Annotated in this window: 22 protein-coding genes and 1 tRNA gene; 11 read left to right on the forward strand and 12 right to left on the reverse strand. The window is 76.3% G+C overall.

The window, feature by feature from the left end:
* Positions 1-2 precede the first annotated feature (2 nt).
* The 5 genes from M3673_RS16070 (at position 3) to M3673_RS16090 (ending at position 6658) form a co-directional block, all read left to right on the forward strand.
* Positions 3-197 (forward strand): LuxR C-terminal-related transcriptional regulator, encoded by a 195-nt coding sequence (locus M3673_RS16070; protein ID WP_251534882.1) that lies wholly within the window; start codon positions 3-5, stop codon positions 195-197.
* 135 nt (positions 198-332) lie between these two features.
* Positions 333-3398, forward strand: a complete 3066-nt coding sequence (locus tag M3673_RS16075) for a glycosyl hydrolase (protein WP_251534884.1) — start codon at positions 333-335, stop codon at positions 3396-3398.
* Between the two features lie 191 nt (positions 3399-3589).
* Positions 3590-4390 carry a (Fe-S)-binding protein gene (locus M3673_RS16080; RefSeq protein WP_374108212.1) on the forward strand — a complete coding sequence of 267 codons (801 nt, stop codon included), beginning with the start codon at positions 3590-3592 and terminating at the stop codon, positions 4388-4390.
* A complete protein-coding gene (locus M3673_RS16085) occupies positions 4387-5979 on the forward strand; it encodes a lactate utilization protein B (RefSeq protein ID WP_251534886.1) in 1593 nt (530 codons plus the stop codon). Before M3673_RS16080 ends, M3673_RS16085 begins: the two co-directional genes overlap by 4 nt.
* Positions 5972-6658, forward strand: a complete 687-nt coding sequence (locus M3673_RS16090) for a lactate utilization protein C (protein WP_251534889.1) — start codon at positions 5972-5974, stop codon at positions 6656-6658. Before M3673_RS16085 ends, M3673_RS16090 begins: the two co-directional genes overlap by 8 nt.
* 138 nt (positions 6659-6796) lie before the next feature.
* Here M3673_RS16090 and M3673_RS16095 read toward each other — a convergent pair whose 3' ends face one another.
* Together M3673_RS16095 and M3673_RS16100 are read right to left on the reverse strand one after the other, a co-directional pair.
* Positions 6797-7198, reverse strand: a complete 402-nt coding sequence (locus tag M3673_RS16095) for a PGPGW domain-containing protein (RefSeq protein ID WP_251534890.1) — start codon at positions 7196-7198, stop codon at positions 6797-6799.
* 196 nt (positions 7199-7394) lie between these two features.
* On the reverse strand, positions 7395-8351 hold the full coding sequence (locus M3673_RS16100; RefSeq protein ID WP_251534892.1) for an alpha/beta hydrolase: 957 nt from the start codon (positions 8349-8351) through the stop codon (positions 7395-7397).
* A 154-nt stretch (positions 8352-8505) separates the two neighbouring features.
* Between M3673_RS16100 and M3673_RS16105 the strand changes: the two genes are divergently transcribed.
* Positions 8506-8592, forward strand: a tRNA-Ser gene (locus tag M3673_RS16105).
* 88 nt (positions 8593-8680) lie between these two features.
* Here M3673_RS16105 and M3673_RS16110 read toward each other — a convergent pair.
* On the reverse strand, positions 8681-10261 hold the full coding sequence (locus M3673_RS16110) for a hypothetical protein (protein WP_251534894.1): 1581 nt from the start codon (positions 10259-10261) through the stop codon (positions 8681-8683).
* 186 nt (positions 10262-10447) lie between these two features.
* Positions 10448-11596 carry a hypothetical protein gene (locus tag M3673_RS16115; RefSeq protein ID WP_251534896.1) on the reverse strand — a complete coding sequence of 383 codons (1149 nt, stop codon included), beginning with the start codon at positions 11594-11596 and terminating at the stop codon, positions 10448-10450.
* Between the two features lie 238 nt (positions 11597-11834).
* On the opposite strand from M3673_RS16115, the gene chrA reads away from it, so the two are divergent.
* The 3 genes from chrA (at position 11835) to M3673_RS16130 (ending at position 14669) form a co-directional block, all read left to right on the forward strand.
* A complete protein-coding gene (gene chrA / locus M3673_RS16120) occupies positions 11835-13196 on the forward strand; it encodes a chromate efflux transporter (RefSeq protein WP_193665788.1) in 1362 nt (453 codons plus the stop codon).
* A 62-nt stretch (positions 13197-13258) separates the two neighbouring features.
* Entirely contained in the window at positions 13259-13792 is a 534-nt protein-coding gene (locus M3673_RS16125) for a gamma carbonic anhydrase family protein (RefSeq protein ID WP_251534898.1), read from the forward strand.
* Between the two features lie 106 nt (positions 13793-13898).
* On the forward strand, positions 13899-14669 hold the full coding sequence (locus M3673_RS16130) for a crotonase/enoyl-CoA hydratase family protein (RefSeq protein WP_251534900.1): 771 nt from the start codon (positions 13899-13901) through the stop codon (positions 14667-14669).
* Between the two features lie 87 nt (positions 14670-14756).
* Here the strand turns inward: M3673_RS16130 and M3673_RS16135 are convergent, their stop codons facing one another.
* Positions 14757-14951 (reverse strand): hypothetical protein, encoded by a 195-nt coding sequence (locus M3673_RS16135; RefSeq protein ID WP_193665794.1) that lies wholly within the window; start codon positions 14949-14951, stop codon positions 14757-14759.
* Between the two features lie 120 nt (positions 14952-15071).
* Entirely contained in the window at positions 15072-15485 is a 414-nt protein-coding gene (locus M3673_RS16140) for a hypothetical protein (RefSeq protein WP_251534902.1), read from the reverse strand.
* Positions 15486-15713: 228 nt separating this feature from the next.
* On the opposite strand from M3673_RS16140, the gene M3673_RS16145 reads away from it, so the two are divergent.
* Complete coding sequence (locus M3673_RS16145; RefSeq protein ID WP_251534904.1) at positions 15714-16595, forward strand: MoxR family ATPase; 882 nt, start codon at positions 15714-15716, stop codon at positions 16593-16595.
* Complete coding sequence (locus M3673_RS16150; RefSeq protein WP_251534906.1) at positions 16592-18049, forward strand: VWA domain-containing protein; 1458 nt, start codon at positions 16592-16594, stop codon at positions 18047-18049. Before M3673_RS16145 ends, M3673_RS16150 begins: the two co-directional genes overlap by 4 nt.
* An 11-nt stretch (positions 18050-18060) precedes the next feature.
* Here M3673_RS16150 and M3673_RS16155 read toward each other — a convergent pair whose 3' ends face one another.
* From M3673_RS16155 to M3673_RS16180, 6 genes are all read right to left on the reverse strand, one after another.
* Positions 18061-19536, reverse strand: coding sequence for a hypothetical protein (locus M3673_RS16155; RefSeq protein WP_251534908.1), 1476 nt, complete (start codon positions 19534-19536; stop codon positions 18061-18063).
* Complete coding sequence (locus M3673_RS16160) at positions 19533-20498, reverse strand: hypothetical protein (RefSeq protein ID WP_193665805.1); 966 nt, start codon at positions 20496-20498, stop codon at positions 19533-19535. Before M3673_RS16160 ends, M3673_RS16155 begins: the two co-directional genes overlap by 4 nt.
* Before the next feature lie 85 nt (positions 20499-20583).
* The gene (locus M3673_RS16165) at positions 20584-21036 is read right to left on the reverse strand and encodes a hypothetical protein (RefSeq protein ID WP_251534909.1); all 453 of its coding nucleotides are present in this window, start codon (positions 21034-21036) and stop codon (positions 20584-20586) included.
* Positions 21037-21120: 84 nt separating this feature from the next.
* A complete protein-coding gene (locus M3673_RS16170) occupies positions 21121-22638 on the reverse strand; it encodes a hypothetical protein (protein ID WP_251534911.1) in 1518 nt (505 codons plus the stop codon).
* Positions 22635-23639 carry a hypothetical protein gene (locus M3673_RS16175; RefSeq protein WP_251534913.1) on the reverse strand — a complete coding sequence of 335 codons (1005 nt, stop codon included), beginning with the start codon at positions 23637-23639 and terminating at the stop codon, positions 22635-22637. The genes M3673_RS16170 and M3673_RS16175 overlap by 4 nt, the downstream gene beginning before the upstream one ends.
* Positions 23639-24091: a hypothetical protein gene (locus M3673_RS16180; RefSeq protein ID WP_251534915.1), complete on the reverse strand. Its 453-nt coding sequence runs from the start codon at positions 24089-24091 to the stop codon at positions 23639-23641. The genes M3673_RS16175 and M3673_RS16180 overlap by 1 nt, the downstream gene beginning before the upstream one ends.
* Positions 24092-24116 lie beyond the last annotated feature (25 nt).

Below are 24116 nucleotides of genomic sequence, written 5' to 3' on the forward strand. Positions count from 1 at the left end.
CGGTGGCCGGCACCGGCCCCGACGAGCTCGCCGTCCTCGCCCTCGTGGCGCGGGGGCTCACCGTGACCGCGGTCGCGCGGCGGCTCGAGATCTCGGAGCGGACGGTGCGTCGCCGGCTGCGCACCGCCGCCGACGACCTCGGCGTCGACTCCACGATCGAGGCGGTCGTCGCCGCAGTGCGCCGGCAGCTGATCTGAACGTGGCTCTCGGGCGCTGCGACCGCTGTCCCCTTCCGCTCCAGCGGTGGCCGCAACCGGCCACCTGCTGGTGGTCCGGTGTGACCGCGGTTACGTTCGGGGAGTCTTGAATCGATTCACTCGGAGGATCCCCCCATGTCGCACGACCCCTCGTCCCGCCCCTCATCAGCTCCCTCCCACCCGACCCGGCCCGCCGTCCCGGCGACGTCAGGTCTGCGGAGGCGCACGCTCTTCGGTGCCACCGCCGCCTCCGCCGGCCTCTCTCTGGCCGTGACCGGTGCGGGCGCACCCGCCGCGGTCGCGGCGCCTGCCGGGGGCTCGCCGGGCGCGGCCGTCAACGGGCTGCCCCGCGCCCTGGCCCGCCGCTTCGCCCGCCCCACCACCGCCACCGCCGCCGGCTTCCGGTGGTGGTGGCCCCACGGGGCGGTCAGCCCGGCCGAGGTCCGCCGCGAGGTCGACCAGGTCGCCGACGCCGGCTTCGGCGTGCTGGAGATCGCCGACGTCACCCACAGCCTGCGCGCCCGCGACATCGAGTTCGACCTCGAGCGCCAGGGGTGGGGCACCCCGGCCTGGATCGCCGGGGTCAAGGCGGCGCTGAGCCAGGGCGCACGACGCGGCGTGCGCATCGACCTGACCGTCGGCCCGTCGTGGCCGGCCGCGGTGTCCACGATCACTCCCGACGACGAGGCGGCCTGCGCGGAGCTCGCGCACGGCGCGGCGGTCGTCGCGGCCGGGGCGGCGTACGACGGGGTGGTGCCCCCGCCGGTGGTGGAGGCCGCCGAGGCGGCGACGCGCAGCGAGCTGGTGGCGGTGCAGGCCTACCGCGACCTGGGCACGGTCAAGGCCGTCACGACCCTCGACCCCGCCTCGCGGGTCGACCTCACCGACCGGGTGGCCGACGGGCGGCTGGCCTGGACGGCGCCCGACGACGGGCCCTGGGTCGTGCTGTCCTACTGGAGGCGAGGGTCGGCGCAGGAGCCGGAGGCGGGCCCGCACACCTCGCCGCGCTCCTACGTCGTCGACCACTTCTCCGCGCGCGGATCCGGCGCGCTGATCGACCTGTGGCAGGACCGCATCCTCGACCCGCAGCTGCGCCGCCTGCTCGGCGCTGCCGGCGGCTACCTCTTCGAGGACTCCCTCGAGATCGAGACCGACGCGACGATCTGGACCCCCCGCATGCTCGAGGAGTTCCAGAAGCGCGCGGGTTACGACCTGCTGCCCTACCTCCCGGTGGTGGTGGAGGCCCACGAGAAGTACCTCTACGCCTTCGACCCCGTGGTGACCACGCGGGTGCGCGACGACTTCAACCAGGTGCTCTCCGACCTCTACCGAGACCACCACCTGCTGCCGGTGCAGGCCTTCGCTCGCAGCCTGGGCATGGGCCTGCGGGTGCAGCCCTACGGTCTCGAGACCGACACCGTCGAGCACTCCTCCCTCCTCGACGTGCCCGAGACCGAGTCGCTCGGCTTCAAGAACCTCGACGACTACCGCGTCATGGCCGGCGGGCGCGACATGCGGGGCACGACGGTGCTCTCGTGCGAGGCGGCCTGCTACTTCGGCGCGGCCTACCAGACCACGTGGGACCGCGCGCTGCAGACGCTCAACAGCATCTACGCCGGCGGGGTCAACATGGCCGTCCTCCACGGCTTCGCCTACGCCGACGCCCCGGGCGTGACCTGGCCGGGCTTCGCGGCGTTCTCGCCGTACTACGACGGGGCCGTGGGCTACGGCGAGGCCTGGGGCCCGCGCACCCCCCAGTGGCGCCACGTCCGCGACGTCGCCGACTACCTGGCACGCACCCAGCTCGTGCTGCAGACTGGGCGCCCGGTCTATGACGTGGTCTTCCTGCGGCAGAAGGGGTGGACCTCGACGGGCATCGGGGCACCGTGGGCGACCAACGTCGGCATCCCCACCGGCTGGACCCACTCCTTCCTGACCCCCGCGCTGCTCGACCTGCCCCGGGCGAAGGTCTCCGGCGGGCGCCTGGGCCCGGGCGGGCCCTCCTACAAGGCCATGGTCATCGGGCCCGACCAGTTCCGCGGCGGGGAGCGGACGATGGCAGTGGCCACGGCGAGCAAGGTCCTCGCGCTGGCGCGCCAGGGGCTGCCGGTCGTGCTCCTCGGCGACTGGTCGACGGCCGAGCCGGTGGGACGCGCCGAGCCGGGGGAGACGGAGGAACTGCGTGGTCTGCTGGGTGAGCTCTCGGTGCTGTCGACGACGCGACAGGTGCTCGTGGACACCGAGATCCCGACCGCTCTCGCCGACCTGGGCGTGGAGCCCGACGTGCGGCACGAGGCCTCGACCGTCATGACCGTGCGCCGGCGGCTCGGGTTGACGGACCTCTACTACGTCGCCAACGCCAAGCACGCCGAGAACCGTCGTCTGGTGCGGGTCACCCAGGACCTGTGGCTGACCGCGAAGGACCGGTCCGCGGTGCCGGTGCGCCTCGACGCGTGGTCGGGCCGGGCCACCCCGGTCGCCGTGCACGAGCGTGACGGCGACCGGGTGCGCGTCGGTGTCGACCTGTTGCCGGGGCAGTCGACGATCATCGCCCTCGTCCCGCCTGCGCGCGGGCGGCGCTCGCCCTCGGTGCGCTCGACGAGCGCGGCCGCGGTGCTCAGTGACGGTCACCGCCTCACGGTGCGGGCCGCCAGCGCGGGCGACGTGGAGACCGTCCGGGCCGGCGGCGGGGTCGTGACGACCACGGTCGGCCGGGTCCGCGAGCCGCTGGCCCTGGAGGCGTGGGTCCTGGAGGCCGAGGACTGGCGCCCCGGGGCCGCCGCGACTCAGACGGTCAAGCCCGTCGTGCGGGTGCAGCTCGACGCCTTGGTGCCGTGGTCGGCCCTGCCGGGGCTGGAGGACGCCTCCGGCATCGGCCGCTACCGCACGCAGGTCGACCTGGGAGGCGACTGGAAGCGTCGCGCCGACGGCGCGTGGCTCGAGCTGGGAGAGGTCAACGACACCTTCCGCGTCACGGTCAACGGCACCCGGCTGGATCCCGCCGACCCGTTGGCCACGACCGTCGACCTCGGCCACCTGCTCACCTCGGGCGTCAACACCATCGAGGTGGAGGTCGCCACCACGCTCATCAACCGGCTGCGGACCGTGACGCCCGAGGTCTACGCCGTGGCGCCCCGCCAGGCCTACGGCCTGGTCGGCCCGGTGCGCCTGGTGCCCTACGTCGACACCCCGCTGGGCTGAGCCGACCGGCGACCGGCCTGCACGGGCCGGTCGCCGGCCTCGGACTGCCCCTGTGGGTGTCGATGTGGTATGAATCGTTTCAACACACGTGACGCCCGGCACAGTCGTCCCCCGGACGTCGTACGGTCGTGGCAGGCCGGGCCCTGCGCCTGCCCCCTCGCCCCCCGCAGCACCGACCCGAAGGAGACACCGTGCGCGTCGCGCTGATGGTGACCTGCGTCAACGACGCGATGTTCCCCGAGACGGGGCAGGCGGTGGTGCGGCTGCTGCGGCGCCTGGGGGTCGACGTCGACTTCCCGGCGGCGCAGACGTGCTGCGCGCAGCCGATGGTCAACACCGGGTACCTGGACGAGGCGGTGCCGGTGGTGCGGACGTTCGTGGAGGCCTTCGCGGGCTACGACGCGATCGTGACGCCGTCGGGCTCGTGCGCGGGCTCGGCGCGTCACCAGCACGGGATCGTGGCGCGGCGCAGCGGTGACCGGTCGTTGGAGCGGGCGGTGGAGGCGACCTCGCCGAAGGTCTACGAGCTCTCGGAGTTCCTGGTCGACGTGCTCGGGGTGACCGACGTGGGGGCCTACTTCCCGCACCGCGTGACCTACCACCCGACGTGTCACTCGCTGCGGATGCTGGGGGTGGGTGATCGCCCGCGCCGGCTGCTGGAGGCGGTGCGCGGGATCCGCCTGGTCGACCTGCCGGGCGCGGAGGAGTGCTGCGGCTTCGGGGGCACCTTCGCGGTCAAGAACGCCGACACCTCGGTGGCGATGGGCTCCGACAAGGCCCGCCACGTGCGCGAGACCGGCGCGGAGGTGATGGTGGCCGGTGACAACTCGTGCCTGATGCACGTCGGCGGCCTGCTCTCGCGGGAGCGCTCAGGGGTGCGGGTGATGCACCTGGCCGAGGTGCTGGCCTCCACCGAGGAGGGTGCCGTGCTGGCCGCTCCTGCCGAGGCCACCCCGGTCCAGGCACCGACCCCGAGTGGAGATGTCGCATGAGTCGCACGTTCGTGGGCATGCCGCCCTTCCCGAGTGCCGCGCGCGAGGCGCTCGGCGACACCCAGCTGCGCCACAACCTGGCCCACGCCACAGGCACGATCCGCGCCAAGCGGGCCAAGGTCGTCGCCGAGGTCGAGGACTGGGAGGAGCTGCGCCTGGCCGGTGCGGCGGTCAAGGAGCGCGCCCTGCGCTCCCTCGACACCCACCTGGTGCAGCTCGAGGCGTCCCTGACCGCGGCCGGTGCGAGGGTGCACTGGGCGCGCGACGCCGCCGAGGCCTGCGCGATCGTCGCGCAGGTCGCGAGGAGCCACGGGGTCGAGGAGGTCGTGAAGGTCAAGTCGATGGCGACCGCCGAGATCGACCTCAACACCGCCCTGGCCGCGGAGGGGATCGCGGCCTGGGAGACCGACCTGGCCGAGCTGATCGTGCAGCTGGGCGACGACCTGCCCAGCCACATCCTGGTGCCCGCGATCCACCGCAACCGTGCCGAGGTCCGTGAGATCTTCCGCGACCACATGGGCGAGGCCGGCCGCCCCGCGCCCGAGGGCCTCACCGACGTGCCGGCCGAGCTGGCCGGTGCGGCGCGGCTGCACCTGCGTGAGAAGTTCCTGCGGGCCAAGGTCGGGGTCTCGGGGGCGAACTTCGCCGTCGCCGAGACCGGGACCCTGGTCGTGGTGGAGTCCGAGGGCAACGGGCGGATGTGTCTGACCCTGCCCGAGGTGCTGGTCTCGGTGGTGGGCATCGAGAAGGTCGTGCCGACGTGGGCCGAGCTCGACCCTCTGTTGCGGTTGCTGCCGCGTTCCTCGACCGGGGAGCGGATGAACCCCTACACCTCCACCTGGAGCGGCGTCACCCCTGGCGACGGGCCCCAGGAGGTCCACGTCGTGCTGCTCGACAACGGGCGCACCAACGCCTTGGCCGACGAGGTCGGACGTCAGGCGCTGCGCTGCATCCGCTGCTCGGCCTGCCTCAACGTCTGCCCGGTCTACGAGCGCACCGGGGGTCACTCCTACGGCTCGGTCTACCCCGGCCCGATCGGGGCGATCCTCAACCCGCTGATGAAGGGCACCGGCCCCCAGGGCCCCGGCGGCGCCGCGGGCGCGCAGACCGACTCGCTGCCCTACGCCTCCTCGCTGTGCGGAGCCTGCTTCGAGGTCTGCCCGGTGCGCATCGACATCCCCGAGGTGCTGGTCCACCTGCGCTCCCAGGTCGTCGACGGCCACCGCGGCGACCGGGTGCCCAAGGCCGAGGCCGTGGCCATGAAGGCCGCCGCCTGGGCCTTCACCGACGCCCGCCGCCTCGGCCTGGTCGAGAAGGCCTCCGGCCTGTCGGGCAAGGCCCTGGCCCGCCTCTCACGCACCTCGCTGCCCGGCGGCCGTGCCACCGCCGGCCGCCTCCCCGGGCCCGGCGCCGCCTGGACCGGCGCCCGCGACCTACCCGCCCCACCCCCCGAGTCGTTCCGCGCCTGGTGGCAACGCACCAACGGCGGACGCACCCCCACAGGACCCGCCGAACAGCCCTCGCCCGGACAGGACCAGCCCGGTGCGACACAGGCAGGCCCAACGCAGACAGGACCGGCCGATGACTGATCCCGCCACCGCACCGACCCCGCAGCCGACCTCGACACCCACCTCGGCGCGCCAGGAGATCCTCGCCCGGGTGCGCGCCGCGCTGGGCGACGTCGTGCCCGAGGCCGCAGACGCCTCACCGGTGGTGGCACCGCGCGCGACCCCGGCCCACGAGGGAGCCCACGCCGCGCTGGTGGACCTCTTCGACGAGCGCGTCGCCGACTACCGCGCGGTGGTCGAGCGCTGCACCGCCGCCGAGCTGGAGGAGCGCATCGCCGCCGCCCTGCCGGCCCAGGGCCGGGTGGTCGTGCCCGCCGGGCTCGACGTACCCGTGCCGCGCGCCGTGGTCGACGACCCCTCGGACACCTCTGGGGAGGCCGGCGTGCTCAGCGCCGCCGAGCTCGACGCCTGCGTGGCCGTGGTCACCGCCGCCCGCGTCGGCATCGCCGAGACCGGCACCATCGTGCTCGACCACACCCCCGACCAAGGCCGCCGCGCGATCACCCTCGTGCCCGACCTCCACCTCTGCATCGTGCGCACCGACCAGGTCGTCGCCGACGTCCCCGACGCCACCGACCTCCTCGACCCCACCCGACCCCTCACCTGGATCAGCGGCCCCAGCGCCACCAGCGACATCGAGCTCGACCGCGTCGAAGGCGTCCACGGCCCCCGCACCCTCCACGTCCTGCTCGTCGACTGAACCCCCTGCCGGCCGCCGAGCGGCCCGCGCCACCGGCACCACCCGCCACACCTGTCGGCCCACACCCGCACCTGTCGGCCCACGCGTAGGCCGACCAGTGCGGGTTTCGCCAGCCGACCGGCGAAACCCGCGCCCGCCTCAGAGCAGCGCCAGCGACCCGAGCAGCGCGGTGACCGCGGTGGTGGCGAGGAAGCCGGCGACGAGCACGCCGGCGATGGCGGCGACGCCGAGGAGCCGCCGGGGGCCCGAGGCGCCGGTGGGCAGGGTGGCCTGCTTGGCCCGCGCGAGGGCGCGACCGAGCAGGGCGAGGGCGTGGCGCGCCCAGGGGTACTCCACCGCCAGCAGCGCCAGACCCAGCGCGATGACCACGAGACCGGGGCCGGGCAGCACCAGCATCGCGACCCCGGTGAGCACCACGAGCGGCCCGGCGACGGTCACCGCCGCCTTGACGGCCAGCGAGCGGGCCAGGCTGCGCGCCGACCACGCCTCCATGCGGGCGAGGAGGGCGTCGGCGCGCGGGGCGAGGGTCAGGTCGGTCACAGGTGGCTCCGGGGTGCTCCGGGGGTACGGCGGGCGACCAGTCTCGCCGGTCCGTCTGAGCGGCGTCTGAGGAACGCCGCGCCTCGCGCCCGAGCCCGACCCCGACCCGACCGGCCCGACCGGCCCGACCGGCCCGACCGGCCCGACCGGGTCAGCCCGACCAGCCCGACCCCGACCAGCCCCGCCCCGGGCAGGGTCAGCCCGTGACCGCGGCGGCCACCCGCCGCGCGGCGGCCGGGTCGAAGAGGATCGTGTAGTGGTTGGCCCCCGCGAGGGTCTCGACCCCCAGCGCCGGCACCTCGGCGTCGTAGGCCGCGACCGCCTCGGCCGGCAGCAGCCCGGGCGCCTCTCCGAACATCCCCAGCGGCGCGACGAGCAGCGTCGTCGGCGTGCGCAGGCCGCGCAGGGCGGCGTCGAGCCGCTCGCCCAGCACCAGCAGGTCGCGCCCGTCGGCGCGCACGGCGTCCTCGACCGCCCGCGAGCGCACGCCGGCGTCGGTGGTCAGCGCGTCGTAGCGGGCGTAGGTCTCGACGTCGTCGTTCCAGTGCGGGGCCAGCGCGGGGTGGGCGCGGAAGACGTCGACGTAGGCGTCGTCGTCGGGGAAGGTCTGGCTCAGCCGGGCCAGGGCGGGGCCGAGAGTGGCCTCGAGCACGGCGTCGGGGTCGGCGCCGGCCGGCACGGGCAGCGGCACGGCCCCGTCGACCAGCACCACGCGCGCGAAGGCGTCGGGGGAGTCGGCGGCCAGGAGCAGGCCGACGTAGGCGCCCATCGAGTGGCCCAGCAGCACCAGGTCGCCCGAGCCCTCCGGGTCCAGGCTCCGTACGACGGCCCGGAGGTCGGCGACGTGGCGGTCGAGGCCGGTCGGGCCGGGCAGGTCGCGGGAGGCGCCCCGCCCGCGCAGGTCGACGGCCACGAGGGCCCAGTCGTCGGGCAGCGACCGCGCGACCGCCGACCACGCCCGCGAACTGGCCGTGATGCCGTGCACGGCCAGCACCGTGCGTGCGGGGGGTGCGCCCGGGGCGCCGTACCGGAAGGTGGCGAGGGCGCCGTCCTCGACCGCGACGTCGTGGCGGTCGTCGGGCTCGTGGTCGGGCCCGTGGCCGAGGCCAGTGCTGGCGTCGTGGCGGGGGCCGGTCTCGCTGCTCGGGGTCATGTCTCCGATCATGCCGCGCGGACCCGCGACGGAGCCGTCCGACCGACTGCGCGGCGGGCCCCACGGCGCCCCCGTCGAGGCCCCCGTCGAGGCCCCCTGCCACCACCCCTGGCCGGATTCGCCCTGACCCACCCCCTCCGGTACATTCTCCCGCGGTGGCGTGTCCGAGCGGCCGAAGGTGCATCACTCGAAATGATGTGTGGGGTCAAACCCACCGTGGGTTCAAATCCCACCGCCACCGCCCTGAGAAGGCCCCCGTCGAGCTGTGCTCGCCGGGGGCCTTCGGCGTCTGCGGCTGGTCGCGGGCGGCAGGCCCGCCGGGCAGGGCGTCAGCAGCGTGCGGCGACGGCCCGGCGCGGCAGGCGGTCGCGGCTGAGGGTCTCCTCGCCGGTGGTGATGGGGAAGCCGCGCTGCCAGTCGGAGATCAGCCCGGTGTGGTCCATCTCCTGCGTGCCGTCGCCGACCAGCGAGAGACGCAGGGTGAGCGGCACGCCCGGCACGACCTCCTCACCGGTCACCGTGCCGACCGGGACACCGTTGACGAACCAGGTGACGTGGTCGCGGCCGACCTCGACCGCGACGGCGTAGGCGAAGCGCGTCGGGGTGTCGGGGCCCGTGACCCGGCCCGACCAGCGGTGCTGCGCCGACTGGGCGCCGAAGCGCACGACCCGGGAGAAGGGCGAGATCCGAGCCAGCCTGATCGTGCCCGCGCCACAGTCCTGGTCGCCCACAGCGGCGGGCACCAGCTCGGCGAGCACGTCGTAGGGGTGGCCGGTGCGCTCGGCGGCATCGCGCACGCGCATGCGCGCCTCCCAGCGGCCGTAGGTCATGGCGTTGCCGCGCAGGGTCGCGCGGGTGGTGCCGAAGTCGCCCGGGCCGGCCGTGGCGAGGCGCTTGCTGTCGATGGCCAGGCCACCGTTGACCTTGCTCACCCGACCCGCGCCCTCGGAGTGGTCGACCCACCCACCGGCCAGGCGGGTGCCGCGCGCCGGCAGGCTGGTCAGCGACTGGCCGAACTCCCAGGCGAAGTCGAAGAGCGCGGGGAACCACCGCAGGCGCTGGCCCGCCGTCGTCCCCGGCGCCGCCTGGAGGGCCCGGCCGGCGGTGGCGGCCCTGGTCGGCGCAGCCGCAGCGGCTCCGACGTACGACGGGCGGGGCGAGGTCGTCGTCGGGTGGTCGCGGTCCCAGGCATGCTGGGCCTGCTCGCCGACGAGCACGTAGAGGGGGAAGGACTGGGTCCAGCCGATCCGGTGGCCGCCGGTGCGGTGGTCCTCGGCGCGGACCCGGTAGACGACGACGCCGGCGTCGGCCTCCAGGTCGGTGAAGCGCGTGGCGCCGTCGGCGGGCACCGTCGTGGTGGCCAGGGTGTCCCAGGTGTCCGCGTCGACGCGGCGCTGGAGGGTGAGGGTGCGGCCCTCGAAGACCGGCAGGCCGCGGGAGGTCGGCCCGCGCAGCTCGTCGGGCGTGGTGTCGACGGCGATCGCGAAGGGGCGACCGGCCTCGACCCGGCCGGGCGGGTTGGCCGCGTCGGCGCGTGTGCCAGCGACGCGGATGGTGAGGTCCTGGGTCTTGGCGAGGAACGTCAGCGGGGCGGAGACCGCGGAGCCGCCCCTGACCCGGTAGTGGATGTTCATCATGCTCGGCGCCTCGTGCACGAAGGAGAAGCTCCCGTCGAGAGCGCTCGTGCCGACCACGCCGGGCTCGGTGACCCACGCATCGCCCGGTCGACCCATGTGGTGCTCCAGCACCAGCGCCCGCGGACCGGCGACCCCGAGGCTGCCGGTCCAGGTGACGGCCTGGCCACCGACGTAGCTGGTCGGTGACACCGCCAGCGCGGACGGCGCGGGAGGCAGCGACGCCGTCGCGGTGCCGGTGGCCGCGCTCAGGGCACCCGTCAGGAGGCTCAGCACGCCGAGGAGCACGGCGAGATGTGCGCGTCGGCTCGGACGGCGTGGGGCCGCGGGGGCCGCGCGGCGGGGCGCGGGGCGGGTCGGGGGGTGGGCGCGAGGGCCTCGGGGGGAGCCGGTCACGGTCTGGTCCATCGGCCCGTGGGGGCCCGACCTGACCCGACCGCGCCGGCTTTCCGCCGCGTCGCGTCAGAGCCCGGGGGTCGGGATCAGCCGTGTCGCGCGCTCGCAGGTGCGGTCCTCGGCCGGGCCGGCGACGGTGCACCGCACCACGGCCGTCCTGCGGACCCCGTAGACCGTGATCAACGCGGTGCGGTCGTCCTCCCACACGAGGGGGCCGAGCGTGCCCCGCGTGCCGTAGGTCGCGAGCAGCCGGCCGTCAGGACGCCGCGCGTCGACCTGGCCCAGCGGCCCGTCGAGCAGCAGCGGCACGGTCAGCAGCCGACCGGTGCCGGGGGAGGCGGCCACCTCGATGTCGTCGCAGGAGCGCCACAGGGTGCGGGCCGGGTCGCTGAGGGGGGTGATCCGGCTGCAGCCGCCGTCGTAGGGGTCGCCGGAGAAGGTCGAGAGCCGGTCGGCGGCCAGGTCGGCGCGGTAGCCCTGGCGGCTCACGATCCGGGTGGTCTCGTCGGTGGCGGTGTCCCAGGAGACGGTGCGGCGCGGCGCCGTGCCGCCGAGCACGGCCACGCCGTCGCCGGCGTCGAGCACGTCGACGAAGCCGGGGAAGCCGCGGCGGGCGGTGACCTCGCCGGTGGTGGTGTCGAGCACCCGCACCACGGTGCGGTCGCGCCCGCGGGTGACGACGTCGAAGAGCTGGCTGCCGTCGCTCGAGAGCTCGTAGAGGCCGATGCCGCTCTCGCGCAGCACCCGGGTGGACCCGTCGGGGGAGACCCGCTCGACCACCCCGCCGCTGGCGTCGTAGGCCACCACGACGTAGTCGTCGCCGGCGGGGCCGAGCAGGTCGATCTCGTCGGCGTCGACCGGCACCTCCAGGGAGCCGTCGACGATGGAGGTGCCGAGCACCCGGGGCACCCGGGGGCCCGCTCCGCGCTCGAGCTGACCGGGGTCGAGCACGGTCGTGGGCACGGCGCGGTCCGTCGCCGTCGACACCGTGGAGGTCGGCGCCCCGCCGCCGACCGGGGGCAGCGCCGTGGCCGTGACGGGCGCCAGCGCCGCCAGCACCGCCGCCGTCACCGCTGCCAGTGCCGTGAGCCCGGTGGCCCGCACGACGCCGGGCGCGCGCCGGGCAGGGACGGTCGCACGGACGCGGGCAGGAGCGCGTGCCGGGACAGGTGCGGGGTTGGGGGTGCGAGGCGTCGGGTGGAGGTGGGTGGTCATCGGGGGTCCTTCGCGGGAGGGTGGCGCGACGGGCCGGCGGTCGGCCGTCCCCTTGTCGACGCGCCCCGCGTCGGTTTCGTTGTGGGCTGCCGCCGGTCCCTCCCGACGACCCTCACGACGCCGGCGGCGGGCAGGGTGGTGGTCGGAGCACCCGCCCGCCCCGCAAACCCCACTCGATCACTAGACTTCCACGGGCCGTACGACCGCCCGCCCGCCCGCACCGACCCCGAGGACGCCGATGAGCCAGCGCGACGCACGCTCCGCCGACGTGGTGCCGCTGCGGGAGGCCACGCGCGCGTGGTTCCTCATCTCGCTGCAGACCTTCGGGGGGCCGGCCGGCCAGATCGCGGTCATGCAGCGCACGCTGGTGGAGGAGCGCCGCTGGATCGGCCAGCAGCGGTTCCTCTTCGCGCTGTCCTACTGCACCCTGCTGCCCGGCCCCGAGGCCCAGCAGCTCGCCACCTACGTCGGCTGGCTGCTCAACGGCGTGCGTGGGGCCCTGGTCGCCGGCATCCTCTTCGTGCTCCCCGGCGTGGTCACGCTGCTGGCCCTGTCGGCGCTCTACGTCGGCTACGGCGAGACCACCCTGCTCGAGGGCCTCTTCCTCGGCCTGGCCGGGGCGGTGGTCGCCATCGTCGTGCAGGCCGTCACCCGCCTCTCGCGCAAGGCGCTGCGCCACCCGGCCCTGGTGGGCCTGGCGCTGGCGTCGTTCGTGGCGCTGAGCGTCTTCGGGGTGCCCTTCCCCGTGGTCGTGCTCGCCGCCGGCGTCCTCGGCTGGGCCCTCGGCACCCGGCTGCCCGGGCTGGGCGCCGCCCCGCCGCCGCTCGCCGACGACGGCCCCGCCCCGCTGATCGGCGACGAGGCGCTCCACACCGAGCGCCCCTCGACCGCCCGCTCGCTGCGCGTGCTCGGCCTGGGCCTGCTGCTGTGGGCCGCCCCCGTCGCCGTGGCGGCGGCGCTGGCCGGACGCGACAGCGTCTTCGTCGACCAGGGGCTCTTCTTCGGCGGCACGGCCGTCGTCACCTTCGGCGGGGCCTACGCCGTGCTGGCCTTCGTGGCCCAGCAGGCGGTCAACGTCTACGGCTGGCTGGCCCCCGGCGAGATGGTGCGCGGGCTGGCGCTGGCCGAGACCACGCCGGGGCCGCTGGTGATGGTGGTGCAGTTCGTCGCGTTCGTCGGCGCCTACCGCGACCCCGGCGCGCTCGACCCGTGGCTCGCGGCGGTGCTGGCGGCGCTGCTGACCACGTGGGTGACCTTCGTGCCCTGCTTCGTCTTCATCCTGCTCGGCGCGCCGTACGTCGAGCGGCTGCGCGGCAACCGCGCCCTGCGCACCGCCCTCACCGGGATCACCGCCGCGGTGGTCGGGGTGATCGCGAGCCTGGCGGTCTACTTCGCGGTGCACACCCTCTTCACCGACACGGTGCGCGTGGACCGCGGGCCGCTCGCCCTCGAGCTGCCCGTGCCGGCCTCGCTCGACCCCGCCGCCCTCGCGGTCACCGCCCTCGGGCTGCTGCTGGTGCTCGGCCGGGGCTGGCCCGTGCTGCGGACCCTCGGGGTCTGCGCGGTCGCGGGCGTGGTCGTGCACCTGCTCGCCGGCTGAGCCCTGGGTCGCCCGCCGCGCCCGCCGCGCGCGGCGGGCCCGGGAGAGTGTGGAATGGCTCCATGCCGCTCTACGAGTTCGAGGGCAAGCGCCCCACCGTGCACCCCGACGCCTTCGTCGCCCCCACCGCCACCCTCATCGGCGACGTGACCGTGGAGGCCGGCGCGAGCATCTGGTACGGCGCGGTCCTGCGCGCCGACATCTGCACGATCGTCGTGCGCGAGGGCACCAACGTGCAGGACGGCTCGGTGCTCCACGCCGCGCCCGGCGAGACGCTCACGGTCGGCCCCAACGCCTCGATCGGCCACTCCTGCGTGGTCCACTGCACCGACGTGGGCGAGCAGGCGCTCATCGGCAACGGCAGCACCCTGCTCGACGGCGCCCGCGTCGGCGCCCGCACCCTGGTCGGCGCCGGCTCGGTGGTCACCCCCGGCGCGGTCATCGCGAGCGGCGTCGTCGCCACCGGCGTCCCCGCCCGCGCGGTCAAGCCCGTCGCCGGCAGCAGCTCCGAGCCGTGGATCGAGTCCAACGCGCGCTACTACCAGGACCTCGCCCGGCGCCACGCCGCTGGCGCCGGCCCGGTGGGCGAGGACTGAGCGGGCCGGTCCGTCGCGGGCGTCGTACGAGGGGTGGAGGCGCCTCCACGGTGCGCATGACGTCCGGTGGCGGGGGCGGGCGGTGCGGGGGTCCTACGCTGCCGGCATGAGCGCTCCCGCCGTACGCGTCGAGACCGAGGGGCCGGTCACCACCGTGGTGCTCCACCGCCCGCACGCCCGCAACGCCGTCGACGGTCCCACGGCCGCCGCGCTGGCCGCGGCCTTCCGGGCCTTCGACGCCGACGAGACCCAGTCGGTGGCGGTGCTGTGGGGCGAGGGAGGCACGTTCTGCGCCGGAGCCGACCTCAAGGCGGTCGGCGGCGAGCACGGCAACCGGGTCGACGACGTCGACCAGGACGCCCCGATGGGGCCCACCCGGATGCGGCTGGGCAAGCCGGTGGTCGCCGCGATCGAGGGGTACGCCGTCGCGGGCGGGCTCGAGCTGGCCGCGTGGTGCGACCTGAGGGTCGCTGCCGAGGACGCCCTGCTCGGCGTCTTCTGCCGGCGCTGGGGCGTGCCGCTGATCGACGGCGGCACCGTGCGGCTGCCCCGTCTGATCGGCGCCTCCCGGGCCCTCGACCTCGTGCTCACCGGCCGCCCGGTGGGCGCCGTCGAGGCCGAGCGCATCGGGCTGGTCAACCGCCTGGTCGCCCCGGGCGGGGCGCGCGCCGCGGCCGAGGACCTCGCCCGCGAGATCGCGGGCTTCCCCCAGGAGTGCCTGCGCCACGACCGGCTCTCGCTGCTGGAGCAGGACGGGCTGGCCGAGGCCGAGGCCCTGGCCGTCGAGCTCGACCACGGCCGCTCCGCGCTCGCGGCGGGCGCGCTGGAGGGCGCCGCCCGCTTCGCGGCGGGCGCCGGGCGCCACGGCGCCTTCTGACCCCTCGACGGTGGGTCCTGGCAGTGCGCCGGGGCGGCGGGTCCGGGCCGGCGTCCTGGCAGCGGATCCTGGCGGCGGGTCCCGGGGTCAGTCGCCGGGGCCGGGGACGGTGACGGCGGCCTGGCGCGGCCCGCCCGGACCGTCGCCGCCGGTGCCGGCCGACCCGACGCCCTGGCCGCTGCCGAGCGGCAGGCCGACCAGCAGGATCATCAGCAGCGTGAAGACCGTGGCCTTCACGGCTCGCACCGCGGTGACGGCGGCGGCGGGAGGACGGTGTCGCATGACGGTCCAACGAGCCTGGGGTCCGCGGGTGACGGCCCCGGCCGCGGATCTCCACGGCCTGCGCCGGGCGGCCGGTCCGGCACGACGAGCGGTCCCCGCGGGGCCCGGCGCGGGCTGGGCTCAGCGCGGAGCGGGTCCGAGGCACACGGCGACCAGCTCACCGGGGGCCTCACCCGTCCACGCGGCCCAGCCCCGGTCGAAGCCGGTCACCCGGACCACCCCGTCGCGCCCGCGCAGCAGCGCCTGCGCAGGGATGACGTCGGGCCCGAGACCCTGGGTGGAGCAGCGGTGGCGGGCCATCAGCGCGTCGACCCGGTCGGGCACGTCGGCGACGGGCTCGGCGCTCAGCCCCGGGGCCGACCCGGACGGCTCCGTCGTACGCGCGCCGAGCACGAGCGCCACCACGAGCGCGGCCAGGAGCACCACCACCGCGAGCCGGACCCCGACCAGCAGCCGGGCCACCAGCGGCGGCGGTGTCCGCGGCGCGACCGACGGCGCGATCGACGGCGGGGCGACGTCGGCGGAGGGGTGCATGGCGGGCTCCTGCTGGGGGGAGGACCACCGGCGGCGGGGACCGCGGAGGTGGGTGACGGGGGGAGGGGGCTGCGGGTCCCGGAACCACGCCCACGGACCCCGCTGGGGCTCGTGGTGCCCTCCTCAACGACCCGTGCGCGCCGAGGTGACCCTCCCGACCGGCGAGGCACCGGCCGGTCCAGACCGGTCCCGCCCCCGGCGGCACCGCCGGTGGGACAGGATGGGGCCATGACATCCTCCTGGTTCTCCTCCCCGGCGCAGGCCGTCGAGCGGCTCGCCGCGGCGGGCTACCTCGCCGACGCCCCCACTGCGACGACCTCCTACCTCGCAGGAGCGCTGGAGAAGCCGCTGCTCGTCGAGGGCCCGGCGGGGGTGGGCAAGACCGAGCTGGCCAAGGCCGTCGCGCGGGCCTGCGACGCCGAGCTGGTGCGGCTGCAGTGCTACGAGGGCCTCGACGAGGCCCGCGCGCTCTACGAGTGGAACTACAAGAAGCAGCTGCTGCGCATCCAGGCCTCGCAGGGGGCCCAGGAGGGTGCGCAGGAGTGGAGCGCCACCCACGACGACATCTTCACCGACGAGTTCCTGCTGACCCGCCCGCTGCTCACCGCCATCCGGCGCGAGGAGCCCACGGTGCTGCTCATCGACGAGGTCGACAAGACCGACGTGGAGGTCGAGGGGCTGCTGCTCGAGGTGCTCTCGGACTTCCAGGTCACGATCCCCGAGCTCGGCACGGTGACCGCGGTGCGCCGGCCCTTCGTCGTGCTCACCTCCAACGCCAGCCGCGAGCTCTCCGAGGCGGTCAAGCGCCGCTGCCTCTACCTCCACCTCGACTACCCCGACGCGGAGCGGGAGCGCGAGATCGTCTCCTCGCAGGTGCCGGGGCTCGACGACCGCGTCGCCGAGCAGCTGGTGGCCATGGTCGGCCGGATGCGCGAGCTGGAGCTGAAGAAGGCGCCGTCGATCGCGGAGTCGGTCGACTGGGCGCGCACCCTCATCGCCCTCGAGATCCGCGACCTCGACGACAAGGCCGTCACCGACACCCTCGGGGTCGTGCTCAAGCACGCCTCCGACCACGACCGCGCGGTGCGCGAGCTGCGGCTGCGGGCATGACCGCGGCCGGCACGAGCGGCCTCCTCGAGCGGCACATCGCCTTCCTCGAGGCGCTGCGCGCCGCCGGCCTCCCGGTCTCGCTCGCCGAGGACCTCGACGCCATCGCGGCGCTCACCGCGCTGAGCTGGGACGACCGCGCCCTCGTCCGTGAGGGGTACGCCGCGACGCTGGTCAAGCGTCGCGCCCAGCGACCCACCTTCGACGCCCTCTTCGACCTCTACTTCCCGCGCCTGGTCGGCGACGGCGGCCTCGGGCTCGACGGCACCCCCGGCGGCTCGACCGCCGAGACCTCGCCCGACGGCGACGCCGACGGGCCCGACGGCCCCGACGGCCCCGACGCCGCGGGGGAGGGCGTGCGCGACAACGCCGCGGCGCTCACCGACTTCCGCGAGCGCCTGTTCGACGCCCTGCTGGCCGGCGACGACGACGCCCTCGCGCGCATGGCCGCGGAGATGGTCGGCCGCTTCGGAGCGATGCCGGGCCGCGGCCCGGGACTGTCCTCGTGGTCGGCCTACACCGCGCTGCAGCGCGTGGCGCCCGGTGAGCTGGTCGACAAGATCGTGGCCGGGCTGGTCGCGGGCGGTCGCGGCGACGAGGAGGCCGACCGCGCCGCCGCCCAGCGCCTCGGCGCCTTCACCCGCACCGTCGAGGCCGACGCGCGTCGTCGCATCGGTGAGGAGAAGGGGCCCGACCACGTCGCCTCGGTGGCGATGCGGCCCACCATCGACCGGCTCGACTTCCTCTCCATGCGTCGCGCCGACCTGGAGGAGATGCGGCGCGAGATCCACCCGCTCGCCCGTCGCCTGGCCAGCCGGCTGACCCAGGAGCACCACGCGCGACGTCGCGGCCCACTGGACTTCCGGCGCACGGTGAGGGCGTCGATGTCGACCGGTGGCGTGCCCCTGACCACCCACCACAAGCCGCGCCGGCCCCACCGCACCGAGCTGGTGGTGCTGTGCGACGTGAGCGGGTCGGTGGCCCACTTCGCGCAGTTCACCCTGCTGCTGGTCTTCGCGCTGCGCGACCAGTTCCAGGCCGTGCGCGCCTTCACCTTCGTCGACGACGTGCACGAGGTGACGCCGTACTTCCGCCCCGGCGCCGACCTCGTCGACGTGATGGGCGACCTGGCGGCCAGCGCGGCCCACGCGGCCCGCTTCGGGCGCACCAACTACGGCCGTGCCCTCACCCGCTTCGCCGAGGAGCACCCCGACGCGCTGGGTCCGCGCTCGTCGCTGCTGGTGCTGGGCGACGCCCGCTCCAACTACGCCGACCTCCGCCTCGACGTGCTGCGCGAGCTGACCGCCGGCATCCGTCACTCCTGGTGGCTCAACCCCGAGCACCGGCGCCACTGGGACACCGGCGACTCCGCCGCGTCGCGCTACGGCGAGGTCGTGCCGATGGTGGAGTGCCGCAACCTGACCCAGCTCGGGGAGTTCGTCCACCAGGTGCTGTGAGGCGGCCCGGGTCAGCCGGCCAGGTAGCCCAGCCCCTGGAGACGCTGGATCTCCGCGCGCAGCTCGGGGTGGGTCGCGCTGTCGGCGGCCCGGGCACCGGCGAGGTAGACGCTGGTGCCGTCGGCGCGGGCCGAGGCCCCCTCGAAGACCACCGTGACGCGGTGCGGCAGGCCGGCGTTGACCAGCGACCCGAGCAGCGCGACCGGGTCGGAGCGGTCCTCCAGCGACAGCACCCGCGTGGTCTCCGGCACGCGCGTCACCTGCGCGCCCGGCGCGCCGGCGGTCACGACCTGGTCGACCACGAAGTGGGGCGAGGCCACGGTGGCGGCGATCTCGGCGGCGGTCACCCCGCCCTGCGCCGACCCGACGAGCATCACGCGCGCGCCCTCGTCGCCGGCCACGGCGCGTTCCACCGCGGCCACGACCTCGGCGTCGTAGGCGGTGTGGTCGCCCCCGACCAGCCGCAGCCGGCCCTCCCCGGCCTCGGGGCCGGGCAGGTAGGCGATGTAGCGCTGCGGGCCGACCCGCTGCACGGTGACGCTGCGCCGACTCGCGGCCAGCGCGGTCAGCAGCTCCTCGATGGTGCGGGGTGCGCGCTGCACCGGGTCGTCCGCGCCCGGCACGCCGGGCCCGCCCGCGCCGCCGGCCTCCGGCGCTTCCACGACAGGGGCCCCGTCGTGCACCAGGCCGCCGGCGACGTCGCGCAGGGCGGAGCCGAGGTCGGTGGGGAAGTCGGCGACCCCGGCGGCGCGCAGACCGCCGGCGGCCGCCACCCGCTGCGTGTCGCCCGCGAGCACGCCGACCGTGAGCATCGAGCGCATCTGCAGCCCGTCGAGCAGGCCGCCGCCGCCGCTGCTCACGTGGTCCATCAGCTCGGGGTTGTTCTCGGCCAGCTCGTTGAGGTAGGCCGCCACGCCGTCACGGTCGAGCGCGTCGGTCTCGATCAGTCCGGCCGACACGATCGCGCCGCCCAGGGCCACACCGGGGGCGAGGTAGCCGATGGCCCGACCGGCGATGGAGCCGAGGGTCTCGAAGGCCGCCGACTGCAGCTCGTCGATCCACCGGTAGGTCAGCACCGTCGCCCTGAGCACGAGCGCGTCGGCGTCGAGCTCGATGGAGCGGGTCAGCAGGCCGTGCTTGCCGGCGGTGGCGGCGCGGATGTCGTCCTCGGCCCGCGTCCAGGTCGACCGGGAGAGGTCGGCGGAGTCGGCGACGTCGGGGTCGCGCAGGATCTCCACGCCGAGGCGGGCCCGCTCGCGCACGTGCTGGCCGGCCGCGTCGAACTCGTCGGCGAGCCGCATCATCTGGTCGTACTTGTCGGCGAGGTCGGCGTCCTCCACCGCCGAGCGCGGGGCGGGTGCCGCCGCCGCTGCGTCTCCCGCGGCCCCGTCGGGCCGCCGGCCGAGGAGCTCCCCGAGGAGATCGCCGCCGGGTCCGCTGCCGGGTCCGCTGGCGGGTGTGCCCTGGTCGGGCAGGTCCCCGGTCACCGGGTGACCTCGGCGAGCACGGGCGCCAGCTCGGCGGCGAGGTCGGGAGGCTCGACGCGGTGCACGCCCACCCGGTGCTCGTCGTCGACGTGGCGCGGGCGCAGCGCGCGCCAGCCGTCGGCGAGCAGCACCCAGGAGACGACGCCGACGACGCTGGTGCTCGCGCCGGAGACGTCGGCGACCAAGGCCCGCAGGCGGCCCCGTGCCTCGGTGGTCAAGGCGCCGAGCGCGCCGACGGTGGCGGCGTCGTCGAGCGTCGTCTGCCGACCGGCCCACCGCTCGTCGGCGCCGGTCCTGCTCATCGAGCGGGTGCGGCCGGTGTGCTGCGCGACCAGCACCGGCAGCAGGTCGCTGCGCCCCGAGCGCACCGCCTCGCCCGCGGCGTCGACGAGCGCGAAGGGGGCGTCGAGCACCGCGGGCACCTGCGAGGTGCTCAGCGCGAGGTCCTCCGGCACCACGGCCACCCGGGCCAGCTCCATGGCCCACTGGGAGACCGGGAACCACGCCAGCTCGAAGACGATGCCGTCGGCCGTCGCCAGGGTGGCGACGGCGTCCCCGGCCTGGCGGTGCCAGGCCTTGCAGCGCAGCGGGCCGACCGCGAGGTCGACGTCGAGGGCGACGGCAGGCGTGGCGAGCAGGCCGACGGCTCCGAGAAGGCCGGAGTCGACCTCGCCGCCCGCCAGCAGGCCACGACGGCCCAACGAGGCCTCGGGGTCGTGCAGGGACGACAGCGCCGAGGCGTACGCCGCGTCCTCCGTCGTGCCGCGGCTCGAGCCGAGGCGACCGTCCAGCCCGCCCGGGCCCGCGGCGGGAGCGGGCGTCGGGGCGAACGGCAGCGGAGCGCCGCCGGCGGCCTCGGCCACGAGGTGCAGCTCGGCCAGGGTGAGGGCCACCCGTCGCGGCAGCGCGTCGAGCAGGTTGGCCGCCGGGGGCGGCGGGTTGCTCAGGTCGATGGTGGGCATCGGCGTCCTCTCGAGACGGTGTCGGGGGGTGGGCCGGACGGGGTCACGGGCTCACGCGGCCCGGGGGGCCCGGGTGGGGGGAGGGTCACAGGCCCGGGAGCTCGACGGTCAGCCAGTCGCGGTGCCCCGCGGGCGGCGCGTCGAAACCGGCGACCTGCTCGTCGGCCGGGTCGGCGAGACGTCGCACCCCGAGGGCGGCGTCGTCGTCGGCGTGGGCCTGCACCGCGGCGACGCGGGCGCGGGCGTCGGCGACCAGCGTCGCCGCGCGTCGCTCGCGCTCGCCGATGGTCTCCTGCAGGAGGCCGACCTCCTGGGCGTGCCGCTCCAGGGAGTCGGCGGCGGCGTCGTGGTCGGCGGCGGCGTCACGCAGGTGCCCGGCGCGCTCCCTGACCCGCTCGCGCATCGCCTCGGCGGCCCGTCCACTCCAGCCGACGGCCTCGGTGCGGGCGACCAGCCGGTCGGCCAGGGCGCGGATGTCGCCGCCCTGCTCGCGCAGCTGCAGCACCCGCCTGCGCATGACGTCGGTGTCGCCGTACATCGTGCCTCCCTCTCTCGTGCGCTCGCTTTCCCCGGGCCCGGGGCCGCGAAACCACGGCCCCGCGCCGTCGCGCGGGGCCGCGACTCAGCGCTCGGCGACCACCTGGAGCACCTGGCTGGAGGCGGTGGAGTGGCCGCCCGGGTCGAGGAAGCCGGCGGCGGTGAGGCTCTCGACCTGCTCCACGACGCCGGGGTGGGTCGAGGCGTCGAGCGCTGCGGCGCCCGCGACGTAGGCCGGAAGCCCGTGGTGGCCCACCACGCCAGCGCCGCCGGCGTCGAAGCCGACCGTGAGCTGTTCGGCGGTGTCGGGGTTGTCCTCGCCGTCGAGCAGGGGCACGACGTCACCGTGGTTCTCCAGCGACACCACGTGGGTGCCGGCCGGGAAGCCGTCGAGGTGGGCGGTGGGGGAGCCCGCGGTCACGACGTGGGTGACGGCGTAGGGGCTGCCCTGCGCGAGCAGCGCCGCGGCGGTCATGCCGCCCTGGGAGTGACCCACGAGCAGCACCGGCTCGTCGGGCTGCACCCCGGCCTGCTCGAGCGCGGCGACCACACCGTCCTGGTAGGCGTTGCTCTCCCCGGCGAGCAGGAGGTAGTTGGTCGCCATGTCGCGCACGTCGGAGTCCTGGGTCCACGGCAGCGTGCCGAGGTCGTCGGTGCCGGGCAGGTAGACGACGTGGCGCACCTGGCCGTCGGGCCCGCGGAGCGTCTGCACCTCCACGGCCCCCGGCGCCCCGCGCCCGTCGGGCCCCGACAGCGCGGCGACCTGCTGGAGGTGGGTCAGCAGCCCGGCGAGGGTGGCCGGGGCGACGGCGCCGAGGCCCACCGCGAGGTCGCCGCGCGGCACCGCGACACCGGTGCGGTCGTCGTAGAGCCCGGCGAGCAGGCCCGCGGCCGACTCGGTGTCGGGGGTCGACGACGGCAGGCCGAAGGGGCCGCCCGGTGTCACCGGCGTGAGCCCGTCCCAGAGACCGTCGAGCAGTCCGCCGCCGCCGTTGGCGAGGTGCTGCACCAGCCCGGGGTGCTCGAGCAGCCACTGCTCGGTGAGCCGGCCGACCCCCGTCAGGCCCCGGTCGAGGTCGCGCCGCACCGACGGCGGCAGCGCCGGGCGGAGCAGCGTCGGCCAGAGCAGGGCCGCCGCCCCGCCCACGACCACGGCGCCGGGCAGCCACAGCGGGGCCGAGGCGGTCAGCGTGAAACCGACGGCCCGACCGGCGAGCAGGTCCACGGCCTCGAAGGTCGCCCGCACCAGCTCGTCGCTCTCGCGCAGCCAGTGCAGCGTCACCCGCACCAGCACGGCGTCGGTCTCCCAGGCCGCGGAGGCGGCCAGCGCCCCCTCCGGACCGGCGCAGGCGGCCACCACGGCGGCCTCCGCCGCGGCGAACGTGCGCGGCGCCAGCGGCGCCGAGGCCAGCAGGTCGGCGTCGAGCAGCACCCGCGACCCCTCGCCCGCCCAGTCGCGCAGCCGGTCCCCGGAGGCGTCGTACGCCGAGGCCAGCTCGACCAGCTGCGGCCAGCTCGCCGCGAGGCCGGTCGCGCCGCCGGTGAGCGACGTCAGGGGCGGGAGGGCGCGGCCCGGTCCGGCGGGGTCGCCGGGGGTGCTCACGACGTGACCCCGGCGACGAGCCGGGCCACCTCGCGGCCCAGGGCGGAGGGCTCGACGTGGTGCACCCCGACCTGGGACACCCCCGAGTCGACGTGGGGGCGCAGGGTGCGCCAGCCGTCGCTGAAGAGCAGCCAGCTCACCCAGCCGACCTTGCGCCGGCCGTCGTCGCCCTGGCCGGAGACCACGGCGCGCAGGCGTCCGACCACGCCGGAGTGCAGCAGCTGCACCTGCTCGCGGGCGTCGGCGCCCTCCGGCACGCGCATGTGCGGCAGGTGACGGCGCAGCAGCTCCTCGGTGAGCCGGGGTGCGTCGGTGCGGCGCGCCACGCCCACGCCGAGCATGAGCTCGTGGGGCAGGGTGAGGTCGCGCGCCGGCGGGGTGGGCGCCAGGGCGCTGGTGACCGCGGCGACGCGGGCCAGCTCCGCGGCCCACGAGCGGTCGTCGAACCAGCCGATCTCCACCTGCGCGCCCGCGGTGGCGACGGCGGTGACCCGTCCCGCGCGCCGGCGGTGCCAGGCGCGCAGCCGGACGTCGGTCGACCCGCCCGGCCCGGCGCCGTCACCCGGGGCGGCGACCGGGGCGGCGCCCGTCGTCGGGCGTCGCACGACGAGGTCGAGGTCGACCGCGGTCTCGGGGCGGGCCAGCACGTCGAGGGCGCCGGGCAGCTCCGGGAAGAGCCGGCCCGAGGCGTCGACCAGGCCGAGCCCGCCGAGCTCCTCCCACGGGTCGGTCGTGTCGTCGGGGTCGTGGGGCGGCACGGGCGCCGGACGCATCGAGCCGTCGAGGGTCCGGTCGGGGCCGGTGCGGCGGGCGACCTGCCACGGCATCGGCGACTCCAGGCGGCGCCCCAGGGCCTCGGCCGCGCGCCGCGAGACCCGCACCCGGCGCGGATCCGCGCTCTCCCGGCCGGCCCCGGCCCCGGCCTCGGCTCCGGGTCCGGGTGCGGCCTCGTGCTCGGCCCCGGCGCCGTCGAGACGGCCGAGGTCGATCCGGGTCGTCATCAGGCCGCGCTCCCGAGGCCGGGCAGCTCCAGGTCGAGCCAGTCGCGGTGGCCCGGGGGCGGCGGGGTGATCCGCTCGAGCCGGTCGGCCAGTCCTCCGGTCCAGTCGTCGAGCCGCCCGCCGAGCGGGTCCAGCCAGTCGTCGGCGCGCTCGCGCACCGCGTCGAGGAGCCCGGCGAGGCGACGCTCGGCCGCGGCGATGAGCTCGCGCAGCCGGTCGACCTCGCGGGCGTGGCGCTCGAGGGCCTCGGCGGCGGCGTCGTGGAGGGCGGCCGTGCGCCGCAGGTCACCCGCCCGCTCCCGGGCCCGCCGGCGCACGGCGTCGGCGGCGACGCCGGTCCAGGTGGTGGCCTCCGCCCGGCCCACCAGCCGGTCGGCCTCGGCGCGGACGTCGCCCGCCACGTCACGCATGCGGCGGGCCAGACCGAGGAGGGCCGAGGGGTCGCCGTACATCGTGGACCTCCGAGGGGGGGGTGGG

It is taken from the genome of Nocardioides sp. P86, from assembly GCF_023712465.1.
GTDB classification, from domain to species: Bacteria; Actinomycetota; Actinomycetes; order Propionibacteriales; family Nocardioidaceae; genus Nocardioides; species Nocardioides kribbensis.

Coding starts and splice junctions, on each gene's coding strand:
- M3673_RS16075 (WP_251534884.1), top strand. CDS start 333: ATGTCGCACGACCCCTCGTCCCGCCCCTCATCAGCTCCCTCCCACCCG.
- M3673_RS16085 (WP_251534886.1), top strand. CDS start 4,387: ATGAGTCGCACGTTCGTGGGCATGCCGCCCTTCCCGAGTGCCGCGCGC.
- M3673_RS16090 (WP_251534889.1), top strand. CDS start 5,972: ATGACTGATCCCGCCACCGCACCGACCCCGCAGCCGACCTCGACACCC.
- M3673_RS16100 (WP_251534892.1), bottom strand. CDS start 8,351: ATGACCCCGAGCAGCGAGACCGGCCCCCGCCACGACGCCAGCACTGGC.
- M3673_RS16115 (WP_251534896.1), bottom strand. CDS start 11,596: ATGACCACCCACCTCCACCCGACGCCTCGCACCCCCAACCCCGCACCT.
- chrA (WP_193665788.1), top strand. CDS start 11,835: ATGAGCCAGCGCGACGCACGCTCCGCCGACGTGGTGCCGCTGCGGGAG.
- M3673_RS16125 (WP_251534898.1), top strand. CDS start 13,259: ATGCCGCTCTACGAGTTCGAGGGCAAGCGCCCCACCGTGCACCCCGAC.
- M3673_RS16130 (WP_251534900.1), top strand. CDS start 13,899: ATGAGCGCTCCCGCCGTACGCGTCGAGACCGAGGGGCCGGTCACCACC.
- M3673_RS16135 (WP_193665794.1), bottom strand. CDS start 14,951: ATGCGACACCGTCCTCCCGCCGCCGCCGTCACCGCGGTGCGAGCCGTG.
- M3673_RS16140 (WP_251534902.1), bottom strand. CDS start 15,485: ATGCACCCCTCCGCCGACGTCGCCCCGCCGTCGATCGCGCCGTCGGTC.
- M3673_RS16145 (WP_251534904.1), top strand. CDS start 15,714: ATGACATCCTCCTGGTTCTCCTCCCCGGCGCAGGCCGTCGAGCGGCTC.
- M3673_RS16150 (WP_251534906.1), top strand. CDS start 16,592: ATGACCGCGGCCGGCACGAGCGGCCTCCTCGAGCGGCACATCGCCTTC.
- M3673_RS16160 (WP_193665805.1), bottom strand. CDS start 20,498: ATGCCCACCATCGACCTGAGCAACCCGCCGCCCCCGGCGGCCAACCTG.
- M3673_RS16165 (WP_251534909.1), bottom strand. CDS start 21,036: ATGTACGGCGACACCGACGTCATGCGCAGGCGGGTGCTGCAGCTGCGC.
- M3673_RS16175 (WP_251534913.1), bottom strand. CDS start 23,639: ATGACGACCCGGATCGACCTCGGCCGTCTCGACGGCGCCGGGGCCGAG.
- M3673_RS16180 (WP_251534915.1), bottom strand. CDS start 24,091: ATGTACGGCGACCCCTCGGCCCTCCTCGGTCTGGCCCGCCGCATGCGT.